Source organism: Stenotrophomonas sp. STEN018 (assembly GCF_056760235.1).
Window position 1 is genome coordinate 1 of the sequence record NZ_JBRREK010000010.1, and the last position, 20966, is coordinate 20966.

Consider the following 20966-nt stretch of genomic DNA (forward strand, 5'->3'; position numbering starts at 1 on the left):
ATGCTCGGCAGAGGCTTTCCCGGTAAGGCGTCTTGCCGAGCATGGCTCGGCACTACATTTGCATTGCTGGTAAGACCCCCTGCCGAGCATGGCTCGGCACTACGGGTGCATTTTCTCTGCTGAATTTGATCCAGATCAGTCGCCTACGGTGCGCATTGCCGCCAACAAGGGGACAATGGAGGTCTGCGCGCTATCCGCGCCCCTGTTCGACCTCCGTTGCAAAGGACCCCCCATGGCTGCACGCAAGCAAAAGACCTATCCGATCGAAGTCCAGGCCAAGCCCGGCCTGCCGCTGGGCATGAGCCCGGCCACCTTCCTGCGCGATTACTGGCAGAAGCGCCCGCTTTTGATCCGCGCCGCCTTCCCGAATTTCGAAACCCCGGTGCTGCCTGAAGACCTCGCCGGCCTGGCCTGTGAAGAAGGTGCGCTGGCACGCATCGTCAGCCATGACCGGGCCACCGATGGCTGGGAGCTGCGTACCGGCCCGTTCCAGGAAGAAGACTTCCCCGGCATGCCCGACCACGACTGGACCCTGCTGGTGCAGGACGTGGACAAGTGGGACCCGGAAGTGCGCGCCCTGACCTCCTACTTCAACTTCCTGCCGCGCTGGCGCATGGACGATGTGATGATCAGCTTTGCCGCCACCGGCGGTTCGGTTGGCGCCCATGTCGACCAGTACGACGTGTTCCTGCTGCAGGCCCATGGCCAGCGCCGCTGGCAGATCGATGCCAGCGAGTCGACCAAGGGCAAGCGCCCGTCGCTGGAGTTCCGCCCCGACGTGGAACTGAAGCTGCTGAAGAAGTTCAAGGCAACCCATGATTGGGTGCTGGGCCCGGGCGACATGCTGTACCTGCCGCCGAACGTGCCGCACAACGGCGTTGCCGTGAACCCCTGCCTGACCTTCTCGTTCGGCATGCGTGCGCCGTCCTCGGCCGAGCTGATCAGCGATTATCTGGACGATCTGGTCGCCGATGCCGACGAATCGATCCGTTTCCAGGACCCGGACCTGAAGCTGCCGGAAGACCCGAACGAGATCGATGCCGCCGCGATGAAGCGTGTGGTCGCTGCACTCAATGCGCTGCGCATGAACGACCCGGATCGCCTCGGCAACTGGTTCGGCCGTTTCATCACCACCTACCGCGCCGCTGGCGACATCCTGCCCTCGCAGGCACCGCCGTCGCCGGAAGAAGTGACCGCTGAGCTGGAAAACGGCGGCGTACTTGAGCGTCACCCGTGGGCCCGCCTGGCCTGGCGCCGCGCCACCCGTGGCGCCTCGCTGTACTGCTCCGGCCTTGCCTTCCAGCTGTCGATCAAGGACGCGCAGACCTTGGCCGGTACCGAACAGATCGATATCGCCCTGTTCAACAAGCTCGGCAACAAGGGCCGTGATGCGCTGATGGAACTGATCGTCGGCGGCCATTACCAGTTGCTGGACGTGGAAACCATTGCCGCCATGCTCGCCGAACAGGATGCGCTGGAAGCCATGGAAGACGTGGCCGAGGAAGATTTCGAGGACGAGGACTTCGATGACGAGGCTGATGCCCCGGAAGTCGAGATCGAAGTCATCGAGTACAGCGAGGCCAGTGAAGGCGAGCCGTCCGTTGCCAGCATCGAGACCGTCCTGGTCAACGAGGAAGGTGTCGAAGTCGTGGTGATCTGCGACGACGGCGAGGAAGAAGACGAAGACGACGCGGAAACACCGTCGGCATGAGTCAAACCGCGATCTTCCATGTAGAGATCGCCGACTACGCCGTGCAGCAGACCTTGCTGCACGGCGTGCGTCATACCGTATTTGTCAGCGAGCAGAACGTCCCGGCCGAGCTGGAGATAGATGCACTGGATCCGCTCAGCGACCACGCACTGGCGCTGGATGAGCATGGCCAAGCCATCGGTGCCGCCCGCCTTACCCCGGATCAGCGCATCGGCCGCATGGCGGTACTTGCCGCCTGGCGCGGTAAAGGCGTGGGCCAATCTCTACTGAATGCGCTATTGGCCGCTGCCCGCAAACGCGGCTGGGGCGAGGTCAGCTTGCACGCCCAGCTGCATGCCCGCGACTTCTACGCCTGCAATGGCTTTCTGCCGGAAGGTGTTGAATTTGAAGAGGCCGGCATCGGTCACCAGACCATGCGCCGGCGTCTGGACGGGGCAATGCGGGTGCAGGACCCGGATCAGGCCCGCGCCGCAACCGCAGCCGTGATCCACGCCGCACGCCGTCACCTGCACCTGCAACTGCGTGGCAATGACGCCCTGCTCGGCCAGCCATTGGTGCTGAACACCCTGCGCCGTTTTGCCACCGCGCGCCATGACAAACAGGTCAAGGTGCTGCTGCACGAAGCCGACCTGCCCGCCCTGCCCGCCGCCTTCGTCGCGCTGGTGCAGCGCCTGCCCAGTGTGTTTCAGCTACGTGAGCCGGTGGACCCGCTGGACTGCGAAGTGGTCTCGGCCGCCATCAGCAACGATCAGGGTGACTGCTACTTTCGTCCAATGGGAGCCCGCGTCGAAGGCGAACTGTCGCTGGACAGCCCCGCCCGCGCGCAGCAGCAGGAAGCGCTGTTCAAGCGCATCTGGGAGCGTTCACGTGATTGCAACGGGCTGCGCGTACTAGGTGTCTGAGCACTGACCGGGGCAGGACAAGCCGCAGTCAGGTATTAATGCGCGGGACAGTGTAGATGCCCCTTCCTGTCCAGTGAGGGGTATAATTTCGTGGTTAGAACACGCCCGCGCGGGACGCTGTAGCAGGTCCGCCGGTTCCCAGAACTACCCCACAAGTGAATCCGACTCTCCATCGTGGACAATCTACTGAAGCAGTTTGCGCAATCATCGCAGCTCGCCGGCGGCAACGCCTCCTATGTCGAGGACCTGTACGAACAGTACCTCGTCTCCCCGGACAGTGTGGACCCCAAGTGGAAGTCCTACTTTGACGGCTTCAAAGGCCGCGAAGCTGGCGATGTGCCGCACTCTGCCGCCATCGCACACATCACCGAAGCCGCAAAGAACGCTGGCAAGGTCGGCGGCAACGCCGGTTCCGGTGACGAGCGCGAGCGCAACGTCGGCCGTCTGATCACCGCCTACCGTTCGCGTGGCCACCTCGGCGCCAACCTCGATCCGCTGGGCCTGACCCCGCCGGTCAACCCGCCGGACCTGGGCCTGCCCTTCCACCACCTCAGCGATGCCGATCTCAACGACGAGTTCAGCACCGGCGGTGTTGGCGGCCAGCCGCGAATGAAGCTGCGTGATCTGCTTGCGCGCCTGAAGGCGACCTATGCCGGCTCGATCGGCGCAGAGTTCATGTATATCGCCGAAGTCGAGCAGCGCCAGTGGCTCTACCAGCGCCTCGAAACCGCCGGTGGCAACTACAACCTGGATGCCGACACCAAGCGTCGCACCCTGGAGCGCCTGACCGCTGCCGAAGGCCTCGAGCGTTACCTGCACACCAAGTACGTCGGCCAGAAGCGCTTCTCGCTGGAAGGCGGCGACTCGCTGATCCCGATGATGGATACCATCATCCGTGACGCCGGCAAGGAAGGCGTCAAGGACGTGATCATCGGCATGGCCCACCGCGGCCGTCTGAACGTGCTGGTCAACACCCTCGGCAAGAACCCGCGCAAGCTGTTCGACGAGTTCGAAGGCAAGTTCGAGCACGACGACCGCGCCGTTGCCGGTGACGTGAAGTACCACATGGGCTTCTCGGCCGACGTCGCCAGCGATGGCGGCCCGGTGCATCTGGCCCTGGCCTTCAACCCGTCCCACCTCGAAATCGCCGATCCGGTGGTTGTTGGCTCGGTGCGCTCGCGCCAGGAACGCCGCAACGACACCGCACGCAAGCAGGTGATGCCGGTCCTGATCCACGGCGACGCTGCATTCGCCGGCCAGGGCGTGGTGATGGAGCTGTTCCAGATGTCGCAGGCCCGCGGTTTCGCGGTCGGCGGCACCGTGCACATCGTCATCAACAACCAGGTGGGCTTCACCACCTCCAACCGCGACGACTCGCGCTCGACCCTGTACTGCACCGACATCGCCAAGATGGTCGCCGCACCGGTCCTGCATGTGAACGGCGACGATCCCGAAGCCGTGGTGTTCGCGGCCAAGCTGGCTTATGACTTCCGCCAGCAGTTCAACAAGGACGTCGTGATCGACCTGGTCTGCTACCGCCGCTGGGGTCACAACGAAGCCGATGAACCGGCGATCACCCAGCCGCTGATGTACCAGGTGATCCGCAAGCACAAGACCACCCGCGAGCTCTACGCAGAGCAGCTGGAAGCCGCAGGCGTCATCGCTGCCGGCGCCGGCAAGGACATGGTCGACGCTTACCGCAACAAGCTGGACTCCGGTGAAGTCACCACCGAGCTGGCCAAGGTCGAAAAAACCCCGGCCACCAGCAAGATGTACGTGGACTGGTCCAAGTACCTGTCGGGCAAGCTGTCCGATCCGGTCAGCACCAAGGTCGAGATGGGCAAGCTGACCCAGCTGGCCACCATGATCAACACCATTCCGGAAGGCGTGGAAGTGCATTCGCGCGTTGCCAAGGTGTACGACGACCGCCGCAAGATGGCCGCCGGTGAAATCCTCGGTGACTGGGGCTTTGCCGAAAACCTGGCCTACGCAACGCTGCTGGACGAAGGCAACGCACTGCGCCTGGTTGGCCAGGACGTGGGCCGCGGCACCTTCACCCACCGCCACGCGATCCTGCACGACCAGAAGACCGACAACTACTATCTGCCGCTGCGTCAGCTGGTCGAGTCGCCGGAACAGGCCACCATCATCGATTCGCTGCTCAGCGAAGAAGCCGTGATGGCGTTCGAGTACGGCTTCTCCACCACCGATCCGAACACCTTGTGCATCTGGGAAGGCCAGTTCGGCGACTTCGCCAACGGCGCCCAGGTGGTGATCGATCAGTTCATCGCCTCCGGCGAAGCAAAGTGGGGCCGCATCTCCGGCTTGACCCTGCTGCTGCCGCACGGTTATGAAGGGCAAGGCCCGGAACACAGCTCGGCGCGCCTTGAGCGCTTCCTGCAGTTGTGTGCGCTGGAGAACATGCTGGTCTGCGTGCCGTCGACCCCGGCGCAGGCATTCCACATGCTTCGTCGACAGATGCGCATGGCTACCCGCAAGCCGCTGGTCGTCATGTCGCCCAAGTCGCTGCTGCGTCACAAGCTGGCCGTGTCCAGCCTGGACGAAATGGCCAATGGCGAGTTCCAGCACCTGATCGGCGACGCCACCGCGGACGTCAAGAAGGTCAAGCGCGTGGTTGTCTGCTCGGGCAAGGTCTACTACGACCTGCTGGAAGACGTGACCAAGCGTGGCCAGGATGACGTTGCACTGCTGCGCGTCGAACAGCTCTATCCGTTCCCGCGCACTGCACTGGCTGCCGAACTGAAGAAGTACGGCAAGGCCACCGACGTTGTGTGGTGCCAGGAAGAGCCGATGAATCAGGGTGCGTGGTACCAGATCAAGCACCACCTGCAGGCATGCGTGGCCGATGGCCAGGCACTGCACTATGCCGGTCGTCCGCGTTCTCCGTCGCCTGCTGTTGGCCACATGTCCGATCACCTGCGCGAACTCGCACAGCTGCTCGCCGACGCGCTGGTCAACAAGATCGACGACAACTACGCCGAATAAGCCCCCTTTTCCACAAGAATAACGAAACCAGGAAATCAGCCAAATGGCCACCGAAGTCAAAGTACCGGTACTGCCCGAATCCGTCTCCGACGCCACCATCGCCACCTGGCACAAGAAGGTTGGTGATGCGGTCAAGCGTGATGAGAACCTGCTCGACCTGGAAACCGACAAGGTCGTGTTGGAAGTACCGGCGCCGGTTGATGGCGTGCTGAAGGAAATCAAGTTCCAGGAAGGCGACACCGTCACCTCGAGCCAGCTGCTGGCGATCATCGAGGAAGGCGCGGTTGCCGCTGCCGCTCCGGCCGCTGCTGCTGAAGCACCGAAGGCTGCTGCCCCGGTCGCCGCCGCTCCGGCTGCTGCCGCTGCACCGGCCCCGGCTGCCAAGTCGGCTGCCGACGGCCTGCCCCCGGGCGCCCGCTTCTCGGCCATCACCGAAGGCGTGAACCCGGCTGACGTGTCCGGCACCGGCCGTCATGGCGCCGTGACCAAGGAAGACATCGTCAACTTCGCCCGCAACGGTGGCGTCGGCAAGGCCGGCGGTGCACGTCCGGAAGAACGCGTGCCGATGACCCGTATGCGCAAGCGCATTGCCGAGCGTCTGATGCAGTCGAAGAACTCGACCGCCATGCTGACCACCTTCAACGAAGTCAACCTGTCCAAGGTTTCGGCTGCGCGCAAGGAACTGCAGGAAGAGTTCGTCAAGGCCCACGGCATCAAGCTCGGCTTCATGAGCTTCTTCGTCAAGGCTGCCGCCAACGCACTGCAGCGCTTCCCGCTGGTCAATGCCTCGATCGATGGTGACGACATCATCTATCACGGCTACTCGGACATCTCGATCGCCGTGTCGACCGAGAAGGGTCTGGTGACCCCGGTGCTGCGCAACGTCGAGCGCATGTCGTTCGCCGACATCGAGAAGGCCATCGCCGACTACGCCAAGAAGGCCCGTGACGGCAAGCTGTCGCTGGAAGAACTGCAGGGCGGCACCTTCACCGTGACCAACGGCGGTACCTTCGGCTCGCTGATGTCGACCCCGATCGTCAACCCGCCGCAGAGCGCCATCCTCGGCATGCACGCCATCAAGGACCGTCCGATCGCCGAGAACGGCCAGGTCGTGATCGCCCCGATGATGTACCTGGCCATGTCCTATGACCACCGCATCATCGACGGCAAGGATTCGGTGCAGTTCCTGGTGGACATCAAGAACCAGCTGGAAAACCCGGGCCGCATGCTGTTCGGTCTGTAATTGCTCTGAGCCCCTCTCCCGCTCGCGGGAGAGGGGTTGGGGTGAGGGCAAGCCTCACCCGCACCCTCATCCGGCGCTACGCGCCACCTTCTCCCGGCGGGAGAAGGGACAGGCAACAAGGAATCTCAAATGGCTGAACAATTCGACGTCGTCGTCATCGGTGCTGGTCCGGCCGGCTACCACGCTGCCATCCGCGCCGCACAGCTGGGCCTGAAGACCGCCTGCATCGATGCAGCGCTGGGCAAGGACGGCAAGCCGGCACTGGGTGGCACCTGCCTGCGCGTGGGCTGCATCCCGTCCAAGGCGCTGCTGGACTCCTCGCGCCAGTACTGGAACATGGGCCACATCTTCGATCAGCACGGCATCAGCTTCAACGACGCCAAGATCGACGTGAACAAGATGGTCGGCCGCAAGGACGCCATCGTGAAGCAGTTCACCGGCGGCATCGCCCAGTTGTTCAAGGCCAACAAGGTTGCCACCTACTACGGCTTCGGCCAGCTGCAGGCCGGCAACGTGGTCAAGGTCAAGCAGCACGACGGCTCGGAAGTCGAGCTCAAGGGCACCAACGTCATCATCGCCGCCGGTTCGGATTCGATCGAACTGCCGTTCGCCAAGTTTGACGGCAAGCACATCGTCGACAACGTCGGCGCGCTGGACTTCACCGAAGTGCCCAAGCGCCTGGCCGTGATCGGCGCCGGTGTGATCGGCCTGGAACTGGGCAGCGTGTGGAAGCGCCTGGGTTCGGACGTCACCATCCTGGAAGCACTGCCGGAATTCCTGGCCGCTGCCGATGCTGAAGTCGCCAAGGTTGCCGCCAAGGAATTCAAGAAGCAGGGCCTGAACATCCTGCTCAACGCCAAGGTCTCCAAGACCGAGATCAAGGGCGAAGAAGTCATCGTCAGCTACACCGATGCCGAAGGCGAGAAGAGCCTGACCGTCGACAAGCTGCTGGTGGCCGTCGGCCGTCGCGCTGCCAGCAAGGGCCTGTTGGCCGATGGCACCGGCGTGCAGATCAACGAGCGCGGCCAGATCGTGGTCGACGACCATTGCCACACCGGCGTTGACGGCGTGTGGGCAGTGGGCGACTGCGTACGCGGCCCGATGCTGGCCCACAAGGGCTTTGAAGAAGGCGTCGCCGTGGCTGAGCTGATTGCTGGCCTGCCGGGCCACGTCAACTTCGACACCATCCCGTGGGTCATCTACACCGAGCCGGAACTGGCATGGGTCGGCAAGACCGAAGCCCAGCTCAAGGCCGAGGGCATCCCGTACAAGGCTGGCAGCTTCCCGTTCGCCGCCAACGGCCGTGCTGTTGCCATGGTGGAGCCGGCTGGCTTCGTCAAGGTGCTGGCACACGCCGAAACCGACCGCGTACTTGGTATGCACCTGGTCGGTGCCAATGTCTCCGAGCTGGTGCACGAAGGTGTGCTGACCATGGAGTTCAACGGCTCGTCCGATGACCTGGCCCGCATCTGCCACGCCCACCCGTCGCTGTCCGAAGCAGTACACGACGCGGCGATGGCGGTCAGCAAGCGCGCCATCCACAAGGCCAACTAAGCTCCCCGGCCTGTGACCTGAAGGCTCCGCCAAGGCGGAGCCTTCTTGCTTTTGTAGTCCCCGGTCTGCATGCGCATTCATCGGCAGCAGAACGACCACCTCTTCCCATCCATCAGGAACAACACATGAAGTCCATCTGCGTCTATTGCGGCTCCAACCCCGGTGCCAAGCCCATCTACGTCGAACGCGCCACCGAACTGGGCACGCGCATCGCCAACGAAGGCCTGCGTCTGGTCTATGGTGGCGGCCGTACCGGCCTGATGGGCGCGGTGGCCGATGGCGTGCTGGCCGCGGGTGGCGAAGTCACCGGCGTGATCCCACAGCACCTGGTGGACATGGAAGTCGCGCACAAGGGCGTGACCTCGCTGGAAATCGTCAGCTCCATGCATGAGCGCAAGTCGCGCATGTTCGACCTGTCCGACGCCTTCGTCGCCCTGCCCGGCGGCTTCGGCACTGCCGAAGAGATCTTCGAGATGCTGACCTGGCGTCAGCTCGGCATCGGCCACAAGCCCTGCGCCTTCCTCGATATCGACGGTTTCTACCAGCCGCTGATCGGCATGATCGACACCATGGTCAGCGAGCGCTTCCTGCACCCGGAGCAGCGCGAAGACCTGTGGTACGGCGACGACGCGACGCAGATGCTGGAGTGGATGCGCAACTACTCGCCGGCCCAGGCCGACAAGTGGTTCGACGAGAAGAAGCGCAACGCGCTGCGTTGAGCCGCGAACGCGCTTTTGTAGCAGCGGCGTGAGCCGCGAAGCTCGTACCAACACCGCTTGCCAGTACCCCAAGCTAGCAACGACCAACGCGCATCGTGCAATCCAAGTCGATGCGCAGCCGGAAGCAACTCCGGCTGCGCGGCTGACGCCACTCCCACAAAAACCCGACCGACCGGTTGCGGAAGCGGCGTCAGCCGCGAAGCTCGTGTCCTGCACAGATCGCAGGCCTTTGAAGCAAGCAACAGCAACGGCCAACATGCATCGTGCAATTGCAGCCGATGCGCGGCGGAGACATTGCCGGCTTCGCGGCTTATGGCCCGAGGCCACCCAGCGCCGCTCCTACAAAAGCCGGCGCTTATGCGCGCTGCAGGGTCTGTTCGCGTGGGGCCGGGTAACCCAGCAGGTAACCCTGGCCGAAGTTGCAGCCCAGCTCCTTGAGCGTCTGCAGTTGGCGCTCGTTTTCGATGCCCTCGCCTATCGTCTCGATGCCCAGCGTGCGCGCAAGTGACAGCACGCCCTGCACCAGGGTGTGGGTGCTGCTACTGCCTTCATCGTGCAGGCCGGCAACAAAGCTGCGGTCCACCTTCAGCGCACTGATCGGGAAGCGGTGCAGATAGGACAGCGCCGAATAGCCGGTACCGAAGTCATCCAGCTGCACCACCACGCCACGCTCGCGCAGCTGGTGCAAGGCGCGCAAGGTGCGCGGCTCGTCATCCAGCAAGGCCATCTCGGTGATCTCCACGCGCAGACGCTCCGGGTCGGCCCCCGCCGCGTCCAGCATCCCCAGCAAACGCGGTGCAAACTCAGCCGAACGGAAATGCCGCGGCGACACGTTCACCGAAATGTAGCCGACAGCCGAAGCGGCCATGTCCTGCATCACCTGCTCGTAGATCTGCCAATCCACCTGTTCGATCAAGCCGCTTTCTTCACCGAGCGACAAGAACTCCCCCGGCAGCAGTACACCGCGACGCTCATGTCGCCAGCGCAGCAGCGCCTCATGGCCGACCACCTGACCATCAAGCAAGGACACGATGGGCTGGTAATACGGTAGGAAATCGCGCTTCTTGATCGCGCGGCGTAGATCCGCTTCCAGCTCCAGACTGCGCATGGCCTCGTCGTGCATCGCGCCATCGAACATCACGCAGCGGTCCTGGCCCTTGAGCTTGGCCCGGTACATCGCTGCGTCCGCGTCGCGTAGCAGGTCCGCGCCAGAGGTATAGCGCGGGTCCCATACCGCGATGCCGATGCTACCGGACGGGAACAGCTCGCGTCCGTCCACCCACATCGGTGCCTCCAGTGCCTTGAGCAGACGCCGACCCAGGTCCATCGCTGCATTCGAGCCGCGATCGGAATGCACAAGCAGAGCGAATTCATCGCCGCCCAGCCGCGCCACCACATCCTCGCCACGCACCAGCCCCACCAGCCGCCGCGCAACCTCGACCAGCATCTGGTCGCCAGCGGCATGACCAATACTGTCGTTGACCCACTTGAAGCGATCCAGATCGAGGAACAGCAAGGCGAAATGCGGGGCGATACCCAACTCCGCGTTCTCGATCGCACGCTCCAAGCGATCCTGCAGGTGCAGGCGATTGGGTAGCCCGGTAAGCACGTCATGCATGGCCAGGTGGGTCAAACGCTGCTCGGCACGCATGCGTTCGCCGATTTGTCCCAGCAGCTTCTGATTCACCTCGCCCAGCTCACGGGTGCGCTCGGTCACCCGCAACTCCAGGTCGGCATGGGCTTGCACCAAGCGCTGTTGATCGCGCTGGCGGGCAAGGCTGTTACCGATTGCGCGGGCAACAAACACCAACAAGCGCTGATCATCGGCAGTAAACGCGACCTCCGGGTTGTAGCTCTGCACCGCGATGACGCCCACCACTTCATCATCACTGAACAAGGGCACGCCCAGCCAGCACTGCGACTTGGCGCCGAACTCCTTCAAGGTCCCAGCCGCGATCAACGTGTCGATATCGACGCGTGTCAGCAGCACCGGTTCGCGGCGTTGCAACGCGTACTCGGTCAAGCCATCGCTGAAAATCCGGGTTGCGCGTTCGCGGTTGAAGCGATCCACTGAATAGACGAACTCGATACCGGTCGCATCCGCGGTCACCATCGCCACGTAGAAATTGCTGGCATCCAGCAGACGGCCAATGATCTCGTGTACCTGCGCATAGAAATCGCCAGTGGCTTTGCCACTCATCGCCAGCTCGGAGATGTTGAACAGCGCCGCCTGCAGCAGTTCCGCGCGCCGCCGCTCGATGATCTCGCCCTGCAGGTGATCGTTGATGTGTTCCAGATCCTGGGTGCGCTGCCAGACCCGCTGTTCCAGCTGCGCATGCGCCTGATGCCGATCCATCGCGGTGAGAATGTGCTTGGCGACAAAGTTCAGCAGCGCCAGCTCTTCCTCGCCATAACAGGCATCGGCGACATAACTCTGCACCACGATCGCACCGCACACCCGGTTGTCCCGCCACATCGGCACACCCAGCCAGTCGGTACTCTCCTCGCCTTCCGACACCTCGTACGGCTGCTCCAGATACTTGGCCAGCTCACGCGACGGCCCGCTCAGTGCCCGACCATTGCGCAGCACCGCGAAGGTCAAACTTGCCGGCATTTCCTCGTAACGATAGCGACGCCCGGGGTCAGGCAGATAGCTGTCGTGGGTATCAACGAAATACAGGAATTCCAGGCTCTGCTGATTCTCATCGCACTCAACGATGTAGCAGTTCTCGGCGTACATCAACGAACCGAGGATGCGATGGAAATGCGCCATCATCTCGGTCATCGCCAGATCGGCGCCGGCCAGATCGGCAATTTCGAACAGGGCCTTCTGCAGCTGTTTGGAGCGCTGCAGTTCTTCTATCTGGATGCGCTGGCGCATCAGTTCCATGGCCGAGCAGATCAGCACCCGCGCCGTGCCCTGCCATGCTTCGCGGCGTGCAACCGGCAATGCATCCTCGGGATCGATCAGCAGCACGTAATCCGCGTCGCTGTCGTGACTCCATTCCAGCAGATGGACGGAGCCTGGAAGATCTCTGGTGTTGCCTGCAAGGCAGTCACGCGCCATCCGGCACAGACCATCGGCTGATTCCGGGAAACTACAGCTACCCTTGCCCAGCAAACCATCGCGCCACGCCAGCGCAACCGTGCTGCCGGGAGGCAACAAGCTCTGCAATGTCGCTACCACTTTGGTGACCGGCGAAAATGTATCGGCGCGCTGGGCTTCGACCCTTGCGTCAAGCTCGCTATACGACATGTATCCGTTCTCTCTGGGTCCCGGCATCCCGGAACTCCCCCCTGAACCTGCAGCATACCTTTCGCAGCGGTCAAGAGCAGTGCGTCGCAGAAAAAGATTCCGGTTCACGATTATGAATGCGCGTTGCCGATACCTCCTGTGGAGCTAGGCAGAACCCAAGCCAGCCACTACGCTTGGGAGGTGGATACCGCTGTCCAAACCCCTACCGATGAAGTGCTGATGTTGGCCTATGCCGACGGTGACAGCGATGCGTTCTCCGAGCTCTACGCCCGGCATCGCGCGCGGCTGTTCCACTATCTACTGGGCCAGCTACGCGACCGGCCTTTGGCCGAGGAGCTGTTTCAGGACGTCTGGCAGAAGATGATCAATGCCCGCGCTGGCTGGAAGCCCGATGCGGCGTTCGCCACCTGGCTGTTCCGTATCGCCCACAACCGCCTCAACGACCATTGGCGGGCCGCCCGCCATCGTCCTTCAGCACCAGAAGACGCCGACGAGCGCACCGCGCGTCTGGCCGACAACTGCACGCCGGAACTATTGGCAGACGAACAAGCTCAGCGCCTGCAACTGCGCCAGGCCCTGGCCGAGTTGCCGCCGGAGCAACAGGAAGTCGTGATCCTGCGACTGGAACAGGAACTCAGCCTGGAGGAGATCGGGCAGATCACCGGCGTAGGCCGGGAAACCGTCAAGTCGCGGCTGCGCTATGCGATGGACAAGCTGCGCGCGAGGTTGAGCGAATGAACATCTCAGACATGCTGACTCCCGAAGAGCGTGAGCTGGCCCGACTACTAGGCCGGCCGGGCGCTGATGTCGCAGGACCCAGCGCGCAGCTGGACGCCCGGATCCTGGCCATGGCCAAGGGCAAGCCGCAGGCCCCGGCTCAACCCCAATCAGAGACACGGGCTGCGCATCGCGAAGCGCCCACAGCCAACCTGCCCCCGGCATCGCGTAACCGTGGTTGGGGACGCCGCCGCGGACTGGTGTCTTCATTCGCTGTGGCAGCGTCACTGGTGCTGGTGGTTGGTCTGGCCTGGCAGCTGCGCCCGCTGCCGCCTCAGCCAGCAATGCAGCACGCCGAAGTGACCGCGCCTGCTGCCGATATGGCAGCCGCAGAGGTAGCTGCTGTTCCGGCTGCTGCGCCAATGCCGAACCAGTCAGCCGAGGATGCTGCCGCTGCCTCGGCACCCGCAGCACCGCAAGCCCAATCCGTGGCAAGCGCGAAGGAACGTCGTGCCGATGCGCCGCAAGCTCCTCAGGCAAATGTTGCGCGCAACGACGAGACGAACGTCATCGAAAAACCCAGTACCCGCAACGCAGGGCAATCACCACGCGCCTTCTCCACCGCGCCGGCCACACCCCCGGCACCGCCCGCACCTCCCGCTCCGCCAATGCCGATGATGGCGCCGGCACCGATGGCTGCCCCGGTTCAAGCCGAGCAGACCATCAGCACCGCTGGCGCGCAGGCTGACCTCTATCGCAGCGAAGCCGCGCCAGCGCTTTCAGCGTCACAGCGCCCTGCGTTTTCTGGCGCCACACCGATTCCCCATGCCGGCGCCAAGACCGTCAGCAAGGCCGCCGAGGCGCGCCGCCAGCGTGCCGAAGCCATCGCCGCCGACAGCACTCCGGACATCGAGGCCGACGCCACGCTGTCACGCCACCAATGGATCAAGCGCATCCGCGAACGCCACGAAGCCGGTGATCTGGAAGGTGCGAAGGCCAGCCTGCGGCGCTTTGCCCACGACTACCCGGAAGCGCGCATTCCACGCGATCTGCGGCCGCTGCTCAAGGATTGAGCTGCATCTGCTACCGCTTTGCAGCGCTGCCACTAGAATGACGGCAATGCTCGACACTCTCGCCGCACCCGCCAGCCACGAACTGGAGATCAAACACAGCCGCTTCCTCGCGCAGGCGGCGCCGATCAGTGATGCCGCGGCGGCGCTGACCTTCATCCAGTCGGTCTCGGATGTTGATGCCACCCACAACTGCTGGGCTTACCGGCATGGCAATGACTACCGCTCCAGCGACGATGGTGAGCCGGCAGGCACCGCCGGGCGCCCGATTCTGGCGGCAATTGATGGCCAGGGTTACGACCGCATCGCTGTCGTGGTTACACGCTGGTACGGCGGCATAAAACTTGGTGCAGGCGGTCTGGTCCGGGCCTACGGCGGCACCGCCGCCGAATGCCTGCGGCTGGCCCAGCGCAGCCCATTGGTGCCGATGACCGAGCGCATCCTGCAATGCGGCTTTGAGGACATGGGTATCGTGCATACCCTGCTCGGTGCCACCGGTGCTGAAAAGCTTGAAGAACAATTCCTGCCCGAAGGCCTGCGCCTGCATGTGCGCCTGCCGGCAGATCAGATCGATGCGCTGGCACTACGCCTGCGCGACGCCACCCGCGACCGCCTACGCCTGAGCGAACCCGTCGACCATGACTGAAGCCCCTTCCACCCCGCCACAGCGCAAGCTGCAGAAACTCGGCAGCCTGAAAACCCTGTGGCCGTTCGTGCGCCGCCACGCCGGCCTGTTCACCGCTTGGCTGGTGGCCTTGGCGGTGTCGTCGACGGCGACCTTGAGCCTGCCGATGGCGGTCAAGCAGATGATCGACCATGGTTTCTCCGGGGGCGGCGAGATCAACCGCGCCTTCATGCTGCTTTTCATCGTTGCCGTAGTGCTGGCATTGGCGACAGCCGCGCGCTTCTTCTTTGTGTCTTTGCTGGGTGAGAAAGTCGTCGCCGACCTGCGAGGCAAACTCTATGCACACCTGATCGGCCTGGACGCTGGCTTCCACGACCGTACCCGCAGCGGCGAGCTGGTGTCGCGACTGACCGCCGACAGTGAACTGCTGCGCAGCGTGATCGGTTCAACCATGTCGGTGGCACTGCGCAGCAGTGTCACCGTGGTCGGCGCGATGGTGATGCTGTTCGTCACCAGTCCGCACCTGGCGGTGTACTCGCTGATCGGCATTCCGTTGGCGGTGCTGCCGATCGTGCTGGGCGCACGCAAGCTGCAGAAGATCTCCCGCGCCAGCCAGGACCGCGTCGCCGACGCCAATGCCCTGGCCTCGGAAACACTGGGCGCGGTACGCACCGTGCAGGCACATGCCCGCGAGCCGTACGAACGTGGCCGCTTCGAGGCCGCGCTGGACATCTCCGTGGCCACCGCAAAGCGCCGCATCCGCACACAGTCTTTTGTCACCGCCATCGCCATCGTGCTGGTGTTCGGCGCAATCGTTGCGGTGCTGTGGTCGGGCGCGCATGACGTGGTCGACGGCCGCATGACTGCCGGTACGCTGGGCCAGTTCGTGCTGTACGCCTTGATCGGCGGCGGTTCGGTCGGTGCCTTGGCCGAAGTGTGGAATGAGCTGCAGCGCGCCTCTGGCGGCATGGGCCGCATTGGTGAACTGCTGGCCGAGAGCCCGCAGATCACCGCACCCGCACAGCCACAGCCGCTGCCCTCACCGGTCCGCGGCGAAATCCGTTTCGAGCATGTGTCGTTCCATTACCCGCAACGCCCTGATCACCCGGCACTGGACGATTTCAGCCTGACCGTGGCGCCGGGCGAAACCGTAGCTTTGGTCGGCCCCTCAGGTGCCGGCAAAAGCACAGTGCTTTCGCTGCTGCTGCGTTTCCATGACCCGGACAGTGGCAGCCTGCGTCTGGACGGCATCGATCTGCGCGAACTGGACCCGGCACAACTGCGCCAAAGCATCGCACTGGTGCCGCAGCAACCTGCCCTGTTCGCAGCCAGCGCCGCCGACAACATCCGCTATGGCCGGCTCGAAGCCAGCGACGAGGAAGTTCGCGCCGCCGCCCGCTCGGCCGAGGCTGACGACTTCCTGATGCAATTGCCGGAAGGCTATGCCAGCGACCTTGGCGAGCGCGGTGCGCGCCTGTCTGGTGGCCAGCAGCAGCGCGTGGCGATCGCTCGCGCCCTGCTCAAGGACGCGCCGGTATTGCTGCTGGACGAAGCCACCAGCGCGCTGGACGCACAGAGCGAACGCGCCGTGCAGCAGGCACTGGAACGGCTGATGGCTGGGCGCACGACCCTGGTCATCGCGCATCGCCTGGCAACCGTGCTCAAGGCCGACCGCATCGTGGTGATGGATCATGGCCGGATCGTCGCGCAGGGCACGCATGCTGAACTTTTGGCACAGGACGGCTTGTATGCCGAGCTGGCGCGGCTGCAATTCATAGATTGAGAACACTGCGGTAACGCATTGCTAACAACGCCGGCGGCAAGCTCACACGGCGGTCGCACTGATGCACTGCGGCCACCTTCCCAGCATTGGAGGCGAGCTATGGCGTTCCGACAATTTCCTGCAACCACCCGCGATGGCGAAAGCTGCATCGTCATCGAGTTTCTTGATGAGCCGAGCAGCACCCAAGCCAACACCAACCGTCCGCCGCGTTATGAACTTGCCGACGGCCGGCCGCTGCTTCGTCGTGGCAGCAACCTGTTCAGTGCCGATGGCGAAGTCAGCCTGTCGATGAACCAGCCTTACCGGGCCTGATTCCCTGCTTCTGCAGCGCGCCGTGATCATTGCCGGCGCGCATCAGGAAGACCCCGCTGGGGGCTGGCCGGGTAATTCTGAATACGCTTTGCCGATCCGGCCTGCGACTGATCAATTTTTCACCAACCATCTTGACAGCCTTGTGCCCCAAGGGATGCAAGCGATTATCCACATGCTTGCACACACGCCGCTGTGGATTAAGTCGCAGCGGGTGAGACGCAGATAGAGTTGACCCCCTCCCTTTTGCGTAGCAAAGGGGGAGGGTTGGGGAGGGGTGCTTTGGCTGCCTTGGCTTTTTTGTGGGAGCGGCGTAAGCCGCGAAGCTGATGATCTCGGCCGGGAAGGGCATCTCGGCAACTGCAATGCGCTATCGGCTTCGGCCAGTGATGTGGCTTCGCGGCTGACGCCGCCCCTACAAGTGGCGGGGATTTTGTGGGAGCGGCGTAAGCCGCGAAGCTGGTGATCTCGGCCGCGGAGGGCATCTCGGCAACTGCAATGCGCTATCGGCTTCGGCTGGTGATGTGGCTTCGCGGCTCACACCGCTCCCACAAACGCTGCAGACTTATCGCTCCAGCACACGACCTATGCCGCTACTGTTGATCTCGTCGCTGGCGGCTGAAATCACTTCAGGTTCATAAGTCTGCACAAACCCCATCCGGAAATGCACTTCACCAACAGGTGTCCGCGATGAATGAATCGAAGCCAGGCTGATGCCGTGCCGCTCGAACACATGCAGCAGCTCGCGCAAGGAACCGGCGCGGTCCTCCGGCAGATGTACGCTCATCGCGCTCTGGTCGGTCAGATCCGCCAGCAGATAACCGACCCGCTCGAAGCTGTAGTTGCCATCGCGCAGGGTCTGCTCGTCCACCGCCGCCTTGTTCTCAGCCAGGTATTGCGTGCGGAACACCGCACGCGCAGCGTCGTCGCCCTGCCCCACCAGCCCACGCAGCTGCTGCAACTGCTGCAACAGGTGGTCCAGCACTTCACCGGCATGCGGATTACCGAACTGGATGTCTTCGTAGATGGCCGGATTCAACGACAGGATCCGTGAGATCACCGCCGCATCCAGTTCAAATGCGGCCGAGCGATACGGCATCAATTCGCTCAGCGAGCCCAGCATCGGCGCGTACTCCCGCAGCACGCCGGCCTGGGCCAGGTGGGTGGCATGCACCATCGCCTGCACCAGCGCCATTACCCGATCGTGATGCTCGGCAGTGCCGCGCACGCATTCGGCCTGCAGGGCGATGCACAGCTCATCCAGCCATACCTGCCAGCGCGCATCCAACCGCGCTTCGCAGACCACCATCACCCTGCCCTTCAAGGTCGGCGCCTTGGGCGGCGCAGTCATCGGATGCAGGCCGGCGACCGATGCCTGTGATTCCAGCATCGCCGCGACCGGCTCGGCCTTGATCGAGGTGACGTCCAGCCACAGCTTGCCGCGCTCACGCCCGGCCGATTGCCGGACGTAGTCACGGATCAACGCAGGCGTATGTCGGATCGGCGCAGAGAACAGCAGCACGTCGGCCTGTTCCAGCAACTGCTCCGGCGTCTGCGAGTCCGCGTCAACGGGATCGTGACCGATCACCTGCAAACCCATACGTGATTCGAAGAAACCACGCAGCCAACGTCCAAAGGCACCGCCGCTACCGACGATGCCGATGACCGGACGCAAACTCACGCCAAACGCTCGGCGCGGAAACGGTACGGCGTACCCAGCGCGGCCGGTGCAGCCGCCAGTACGTCGAACTCTTCCACACCGGTGGCCAAGGTCGCTTCCAGCGCGGCATGCACGCCGGCGATGGCGCGGCTCACACCGTCTTCAAAGCTATGGCCCTTGAGCAGGAAGGCGACCAGCAGCGACATCAACACGTCACCGGTACCAGCCACATCCACCGGCAGATGCGGTGAGGTCCAGCGCCAGATCTGTTCGCGGCCAATTGCCAAGGTCACCAGCTCGCCCGGATCGCCAGATACCGAATGTGCGATCACCCATTCCGGCCCGCGCTCCAACAACTTGCGCGAAGCGGCGATGGCGTCGTCCTGTTCCAAGGCAGGCATGCCGGTCAAGCGGCCCAGCTCGAAGGCGTTGGGCGTGACCAACCAGGCATGTGGCAGCAGACGTTCGATGAAGATCTTTTCCAGCCCCGGCTCCACGTAAGGGCCGGTGTGGGTATCGCCGATCACCGGGTCCAGGCAGTAACGCAGCTGCGGCGATTGCGGCAGCACGTCGTCCAGCCAATCGGCAAACGCGGCGCCGTTGGCCACGCTACCGAAGTAACCGGAAACCAAGGCCCCGGCACGCTGCGGCAGACCACGCTCGGTTGCGCCCAACAGCAGCTCAGCGAACCAATCGGCAGGCAGCACGCGGCCACGCAGGGTCTCGTAGAACGGCGCGTTGCTCAGCAGCGTGGTGGGAATTTCGGCGACGCGCAGGCCCAAGGCACGCAACGGCGGCACCGCCGCGCTATTGCCGGCATGACCGTAGACCAGCTGGGATTGCACGGAAATCACGTCCACCGGCGACGGCCCATCCGGGCGTTGCCGACGACCGTGCACGAGATGGCTATGGTCGACTTCGTTCATCGCCCTATTCTACGTCCGCAGGACAAGGCGCGACTGCATACGCTTGCGCGCGCAACCAATGGAAGATGGCATAACGAATCAAAGCCGCAGCAAGCTGCGGCTTTGATTCATGTAGTGCCGAGTCATGCTCGGCAGGGGCCTTACAAGCGATCCATGTAGGCAGGGCGTTACCGGTAAGGCCAATGCCGAGCATGGCTCGGCACTACAGGTGACATTTTCCCGGTAAGGCCATTGCCGAGCATGGCTCGGCACTACAGGTGATGCTTTAGGACTTCATGCGTTCCCAGAAGCCCTTCACGCCGTCGATGAAGGTTGCCGACTTCGGCGAATGCTTGCGCGCTTCTTCGCCGCTGAAGGTAGCTTCGAACTGCTCCAGCAACTTGCGCTGCTCGGCCGTCAGGTTGACCGGGGTTTCCACCACGACACGGCAGTACAGGTCGCCTTCGGTACGGCTGCGCACCGACTTGACGCCCTTGCCACGCAGGCGGAACAGCTTGCCGGTCTGGGTCTCGGCCGGGATGCGGATTTCCGCTTCGCCGCCCAGGGTTGCGACACGGATTGCATCGCCCAGCGCTGCCTGCGAGATACGCACCGGCACTTCGCAATGCAGGTCATCGCCATCGCGGGTGAAGATCGCATGCTCGCGCACACGCACTTCCACGTACAGGTCTCCGGCCGGTGCACCGGCCGGACCGGCTTCGCCTTCGCCCTGCAGGCGGATGCGGTCGCCAGTGTCCACGCCTGCCGGCACTTTCACCGACAACACCTTGTCTTCTTCGATGCGACCGTTGCCGTGGCAGGTCTTGCACGGCTTGCTGATGATCTGACCGCGACCATCACAGTTATGGCAGGCCTGCTGCATGGCGAAGATGCCGCGCTGCACGCGTACCTGACCGCGACCACCACAGACATTACAGGTCTCTACCTTGCGGTCTTCCGAGCCGCTGCCGTCGCAATCACCGCACTCGGCCAGGGTCGGAATCTCGATGCGGCGTTCAACGCCAGCTACCGCTTCCTCCAGGTCCAGCTCCATCACGTAGCCGATGTCGGCACCGCGACGCGGCTGACGCGGACCGCCGCCACCTCCGCCAAAGATATTGCCGAAGATGTCGCCGAAAATATCGTTCATGTCCGGACCGCCCGGACCGCCACCACCGCCCATGCCGTGTTCAAACGCAGCGTGGCCGTGGGCGTCGTACATGCGCCGCTTATTGCCGTCGGACAGGGTTTCGTACGCCTCCTTGCACTCCTTGAAGGCGGATTCAGCGGCAGCATCGCCCGGGTTGCGGTCCGGGTGGTGCTTCATCGCGCAACGGCGATAGGCCTTCTTCAGCTCTTCATCGGTTGCGGTGCGGGCTACGCCCAGTACTTCGTAATAATCGCGTTTCATCGGCACATGAGGTTCTGGAATCGGGGTTGAAAATCAGGGACGGAAAGCCTGGTATTGCAGATACCGGAAGGGGATCCGGAAGCCGGAACGTCAGT

The 20966-nt window shown here is 63.6% G+C and carries 15 protein-coding genes; 11 read left to right on the forward strand and 4 right to left on the reverse strand.

What is annotated here, in order from left to right:
• Nucleotides 1–232: 232 nt before the first annotated feature.
• The 6 genes from ACVOMB_RS05680 (at nt 233) to ACVOMB_RS05705 (ending at nt 9135) form a co-directional block, all read left to right on the forward strand.
• Nucleotides 233–1711, forward strand: a complete 1479-nt coding sequence (locus ACVOMB_RS05680) for a ribosomal protein uL16 3-hydroxylase (RefSeq protein ID WP_481530291.1) — start codon at nt 233–235, stop codon at nt 1709–1711.
• Nucleotides 1708–2613, forward strand: coding sequence for a GNAT family N-acetyltransferase (locus ACVOMB_RS05685; protein ID WP_481530292.1), 906 nt, complete (start codon nt 1708–1710; stop codon nt 2611–2613). Before ACVOMB_RS05680 ends, ACVOMB_RS05685 begins: the two co-directional genes overlap by 4 nt.
• Nucleotides 2614–2787: 174 nt before the next feature.
• Entirely contained in the window at nt 2788–5619 is a 2832-nt protein-coding gene (locus tag ACVOMB_RS05690) for a 2-oxoglutarate dehydrogenase E1 component (protein ID WP_481530293.1), read from the forward strand.
• Between the two features lie 43 nt (nt 5620–5662).
• Entirely contained in the window at nt 5663–6862 is a 1200-nt protein-coding gene (gene sucB, locus ACVOMB_RS05695; RefSeq protein ID WP_481530294.1) for a dihydrolipoyllysine-residue succinyltransferase, read from the forward strand.
• Nucleotides 6863–6991: 129 nt separating this feature from the next.
• On the forward strand, nt 6992–8416 hold the full coding sequence (gene lpdA / locus ACVOMB_RS05700) for a dihydrolipoyl dehydrogenase (RefSeq protein WP_481530295.1): 1425 nt from the start codon (nt 6992–6994) through the stop codon (nt 8414–8416).
• Nucleotides 8417–8541: 125 nt separating this feature from the next.
• Nucleotides 8542–9135 carry an LOG family protein gene (locus ACVOMB_RS05705; RefSeq protein ID WP_481530296.1) on the forward strand — a complete coding sequence of 198 codons (594 nt, stop codon included), beginning with the start codon at nt 8542–8544 and terminating at the stop codon, nt 9133–9135.
• A 355-nt stretch (nt 9136–9490) separates the two neighbouring features.
• Here the strand turns inward: ACVOMB_RS05705 and ACVOMB_RS05710 are convergent, their stop codons facing one another.
• Entirely contained in the window at nt 9491–12418 is a 2928-nt protein-coding gene (locus ACVOMB_RS05710; protein WP_481530297.1) for a bifunctional diguanylate cyclase/phosphodiesterase, read from the reverse strand.
• 153 nt (nt 12419–12571) lie between these two features.
• On the opposite strand from ACVOMB_RS05710, the gene ACVOMB_RS05715 reads away from it, so the two are divergent.
• The 5 genes from ACVOMB_RS05715 to ACVOMB_RS05735 all read left to right on the forward strand — a co-directional run bounded on the left by ACVOMB_RS05715 (nt 12572) and on the right by ACVOMB_RS05735 (nt 16898).
• A complete protein-coding gene (locus ACVOMB_RS05715) occupies nt 12572–13129 on the forward strand; it encodes an RNA polymerase sigma factor (protein ID WP_481530298.1) in 558 nt (185 codons plus the stop codon).
• Nucleotides 13126–14181, forward strand: a complete 1056-nt coding sequence (locus ACVOMB_RS05720) for a hypothetical protein (protein ID WP_481530299.1) — start codon at nt 13126–13128, stop codon at nt 14179–14181. The genes ACVOMB_RS05715 and ACVOMB_RS05720 overlap by 4 nt, the downstream gene beginning before the upstream one ends.
• Before the next feature lie 46 nt (nt 14182–14227).
• Complete coding sequence (locus tag ACVOMB_RS05725; RefSeq protein WP_481530300.1) at nt 14228–14824, forward strand: IMPACT family protein; 597 nt, start codon at nt 14228–14230, stop codon at nt 14822–14824.
• Nucleotides 14817–16586 (forward strand): ABC transporter transmembrane domain-containing protein, encoded by a 1770-nt coding sequence (locus ACVOMB_RS05730; RefSeq protein WP_481530301.1) that lies wholly within the window; start codon nt 14817–14819, stop codon nt 16584–16586. Before ACVOMB_RS05725 ends, ACVOMB_RS05730 begins: the two co-directional genes overlap by 8 nt.
• A 99-nt stretch (nt 16587–16685) precedes the next feature.
• On the forward strand, nt 16686–16898 hold the full coding sequence (locus ACVOMB_RS05735) for a hypothetical protein (RefSeq protein WP_481530302.1): 213 nt from the start codon (nt 16686–16688) through the stop codon (nt 16896–16898).
• A gap of 562 nt (nt 16899–17460) precedes the next feature.
• Here ACVOMB_RS05735 and ACVOMB_RS05740 read toward each other — a convergent pair.
• The 3 genes from ACVOMB_RS05740 to dnaJ form a co-directional block, all read right to left on the reverse strand.
• Nucleotides 17461–18576: a prephenate dehydrogenase gene (locus tag ACVOMB_RS05740; RefSeq protein WP_481530303.1), complete on the reverse strand. Its 1116-nt coding sequence runs from the start codon at nt 18574–18576 to the stop codon at nt 17461–17463.
• Nucleotides 18573–19481 carry a pyridoxal kinase gene (gene pdxY / locus ACVOMB_RS05745; protein ID WP_481530304.1) on the reverse strand — a complete coding sequence of 303 codons (909 nt, stop codon included), beginning with the start codon at nt 19479–19481 and terminating at the stop codon, nt 18573–18575. The genes ACVOMB_RS05740 and pdxY overlap by 4 nt, the downstream gene beginning before the upstream one ends.
• Before the next feature lie 265 nt (nt 19482–19746).
• Nucleotides 19747–20871 carry a molecular chaperone DnaJ gene (gene dnaJ / locus ACVOMB_RS05750; RefSeq protein WP_481530305.1) on the reverse strand — a complete coding sequence of 375 codons (1125 nt, stop codon included), beginning with the start codon at nt 20869–20871 and terminating at the stop codon, nt 19747–19749.
• Nucleotides 20872–20966: the final 95 nt, after the last annotated feature.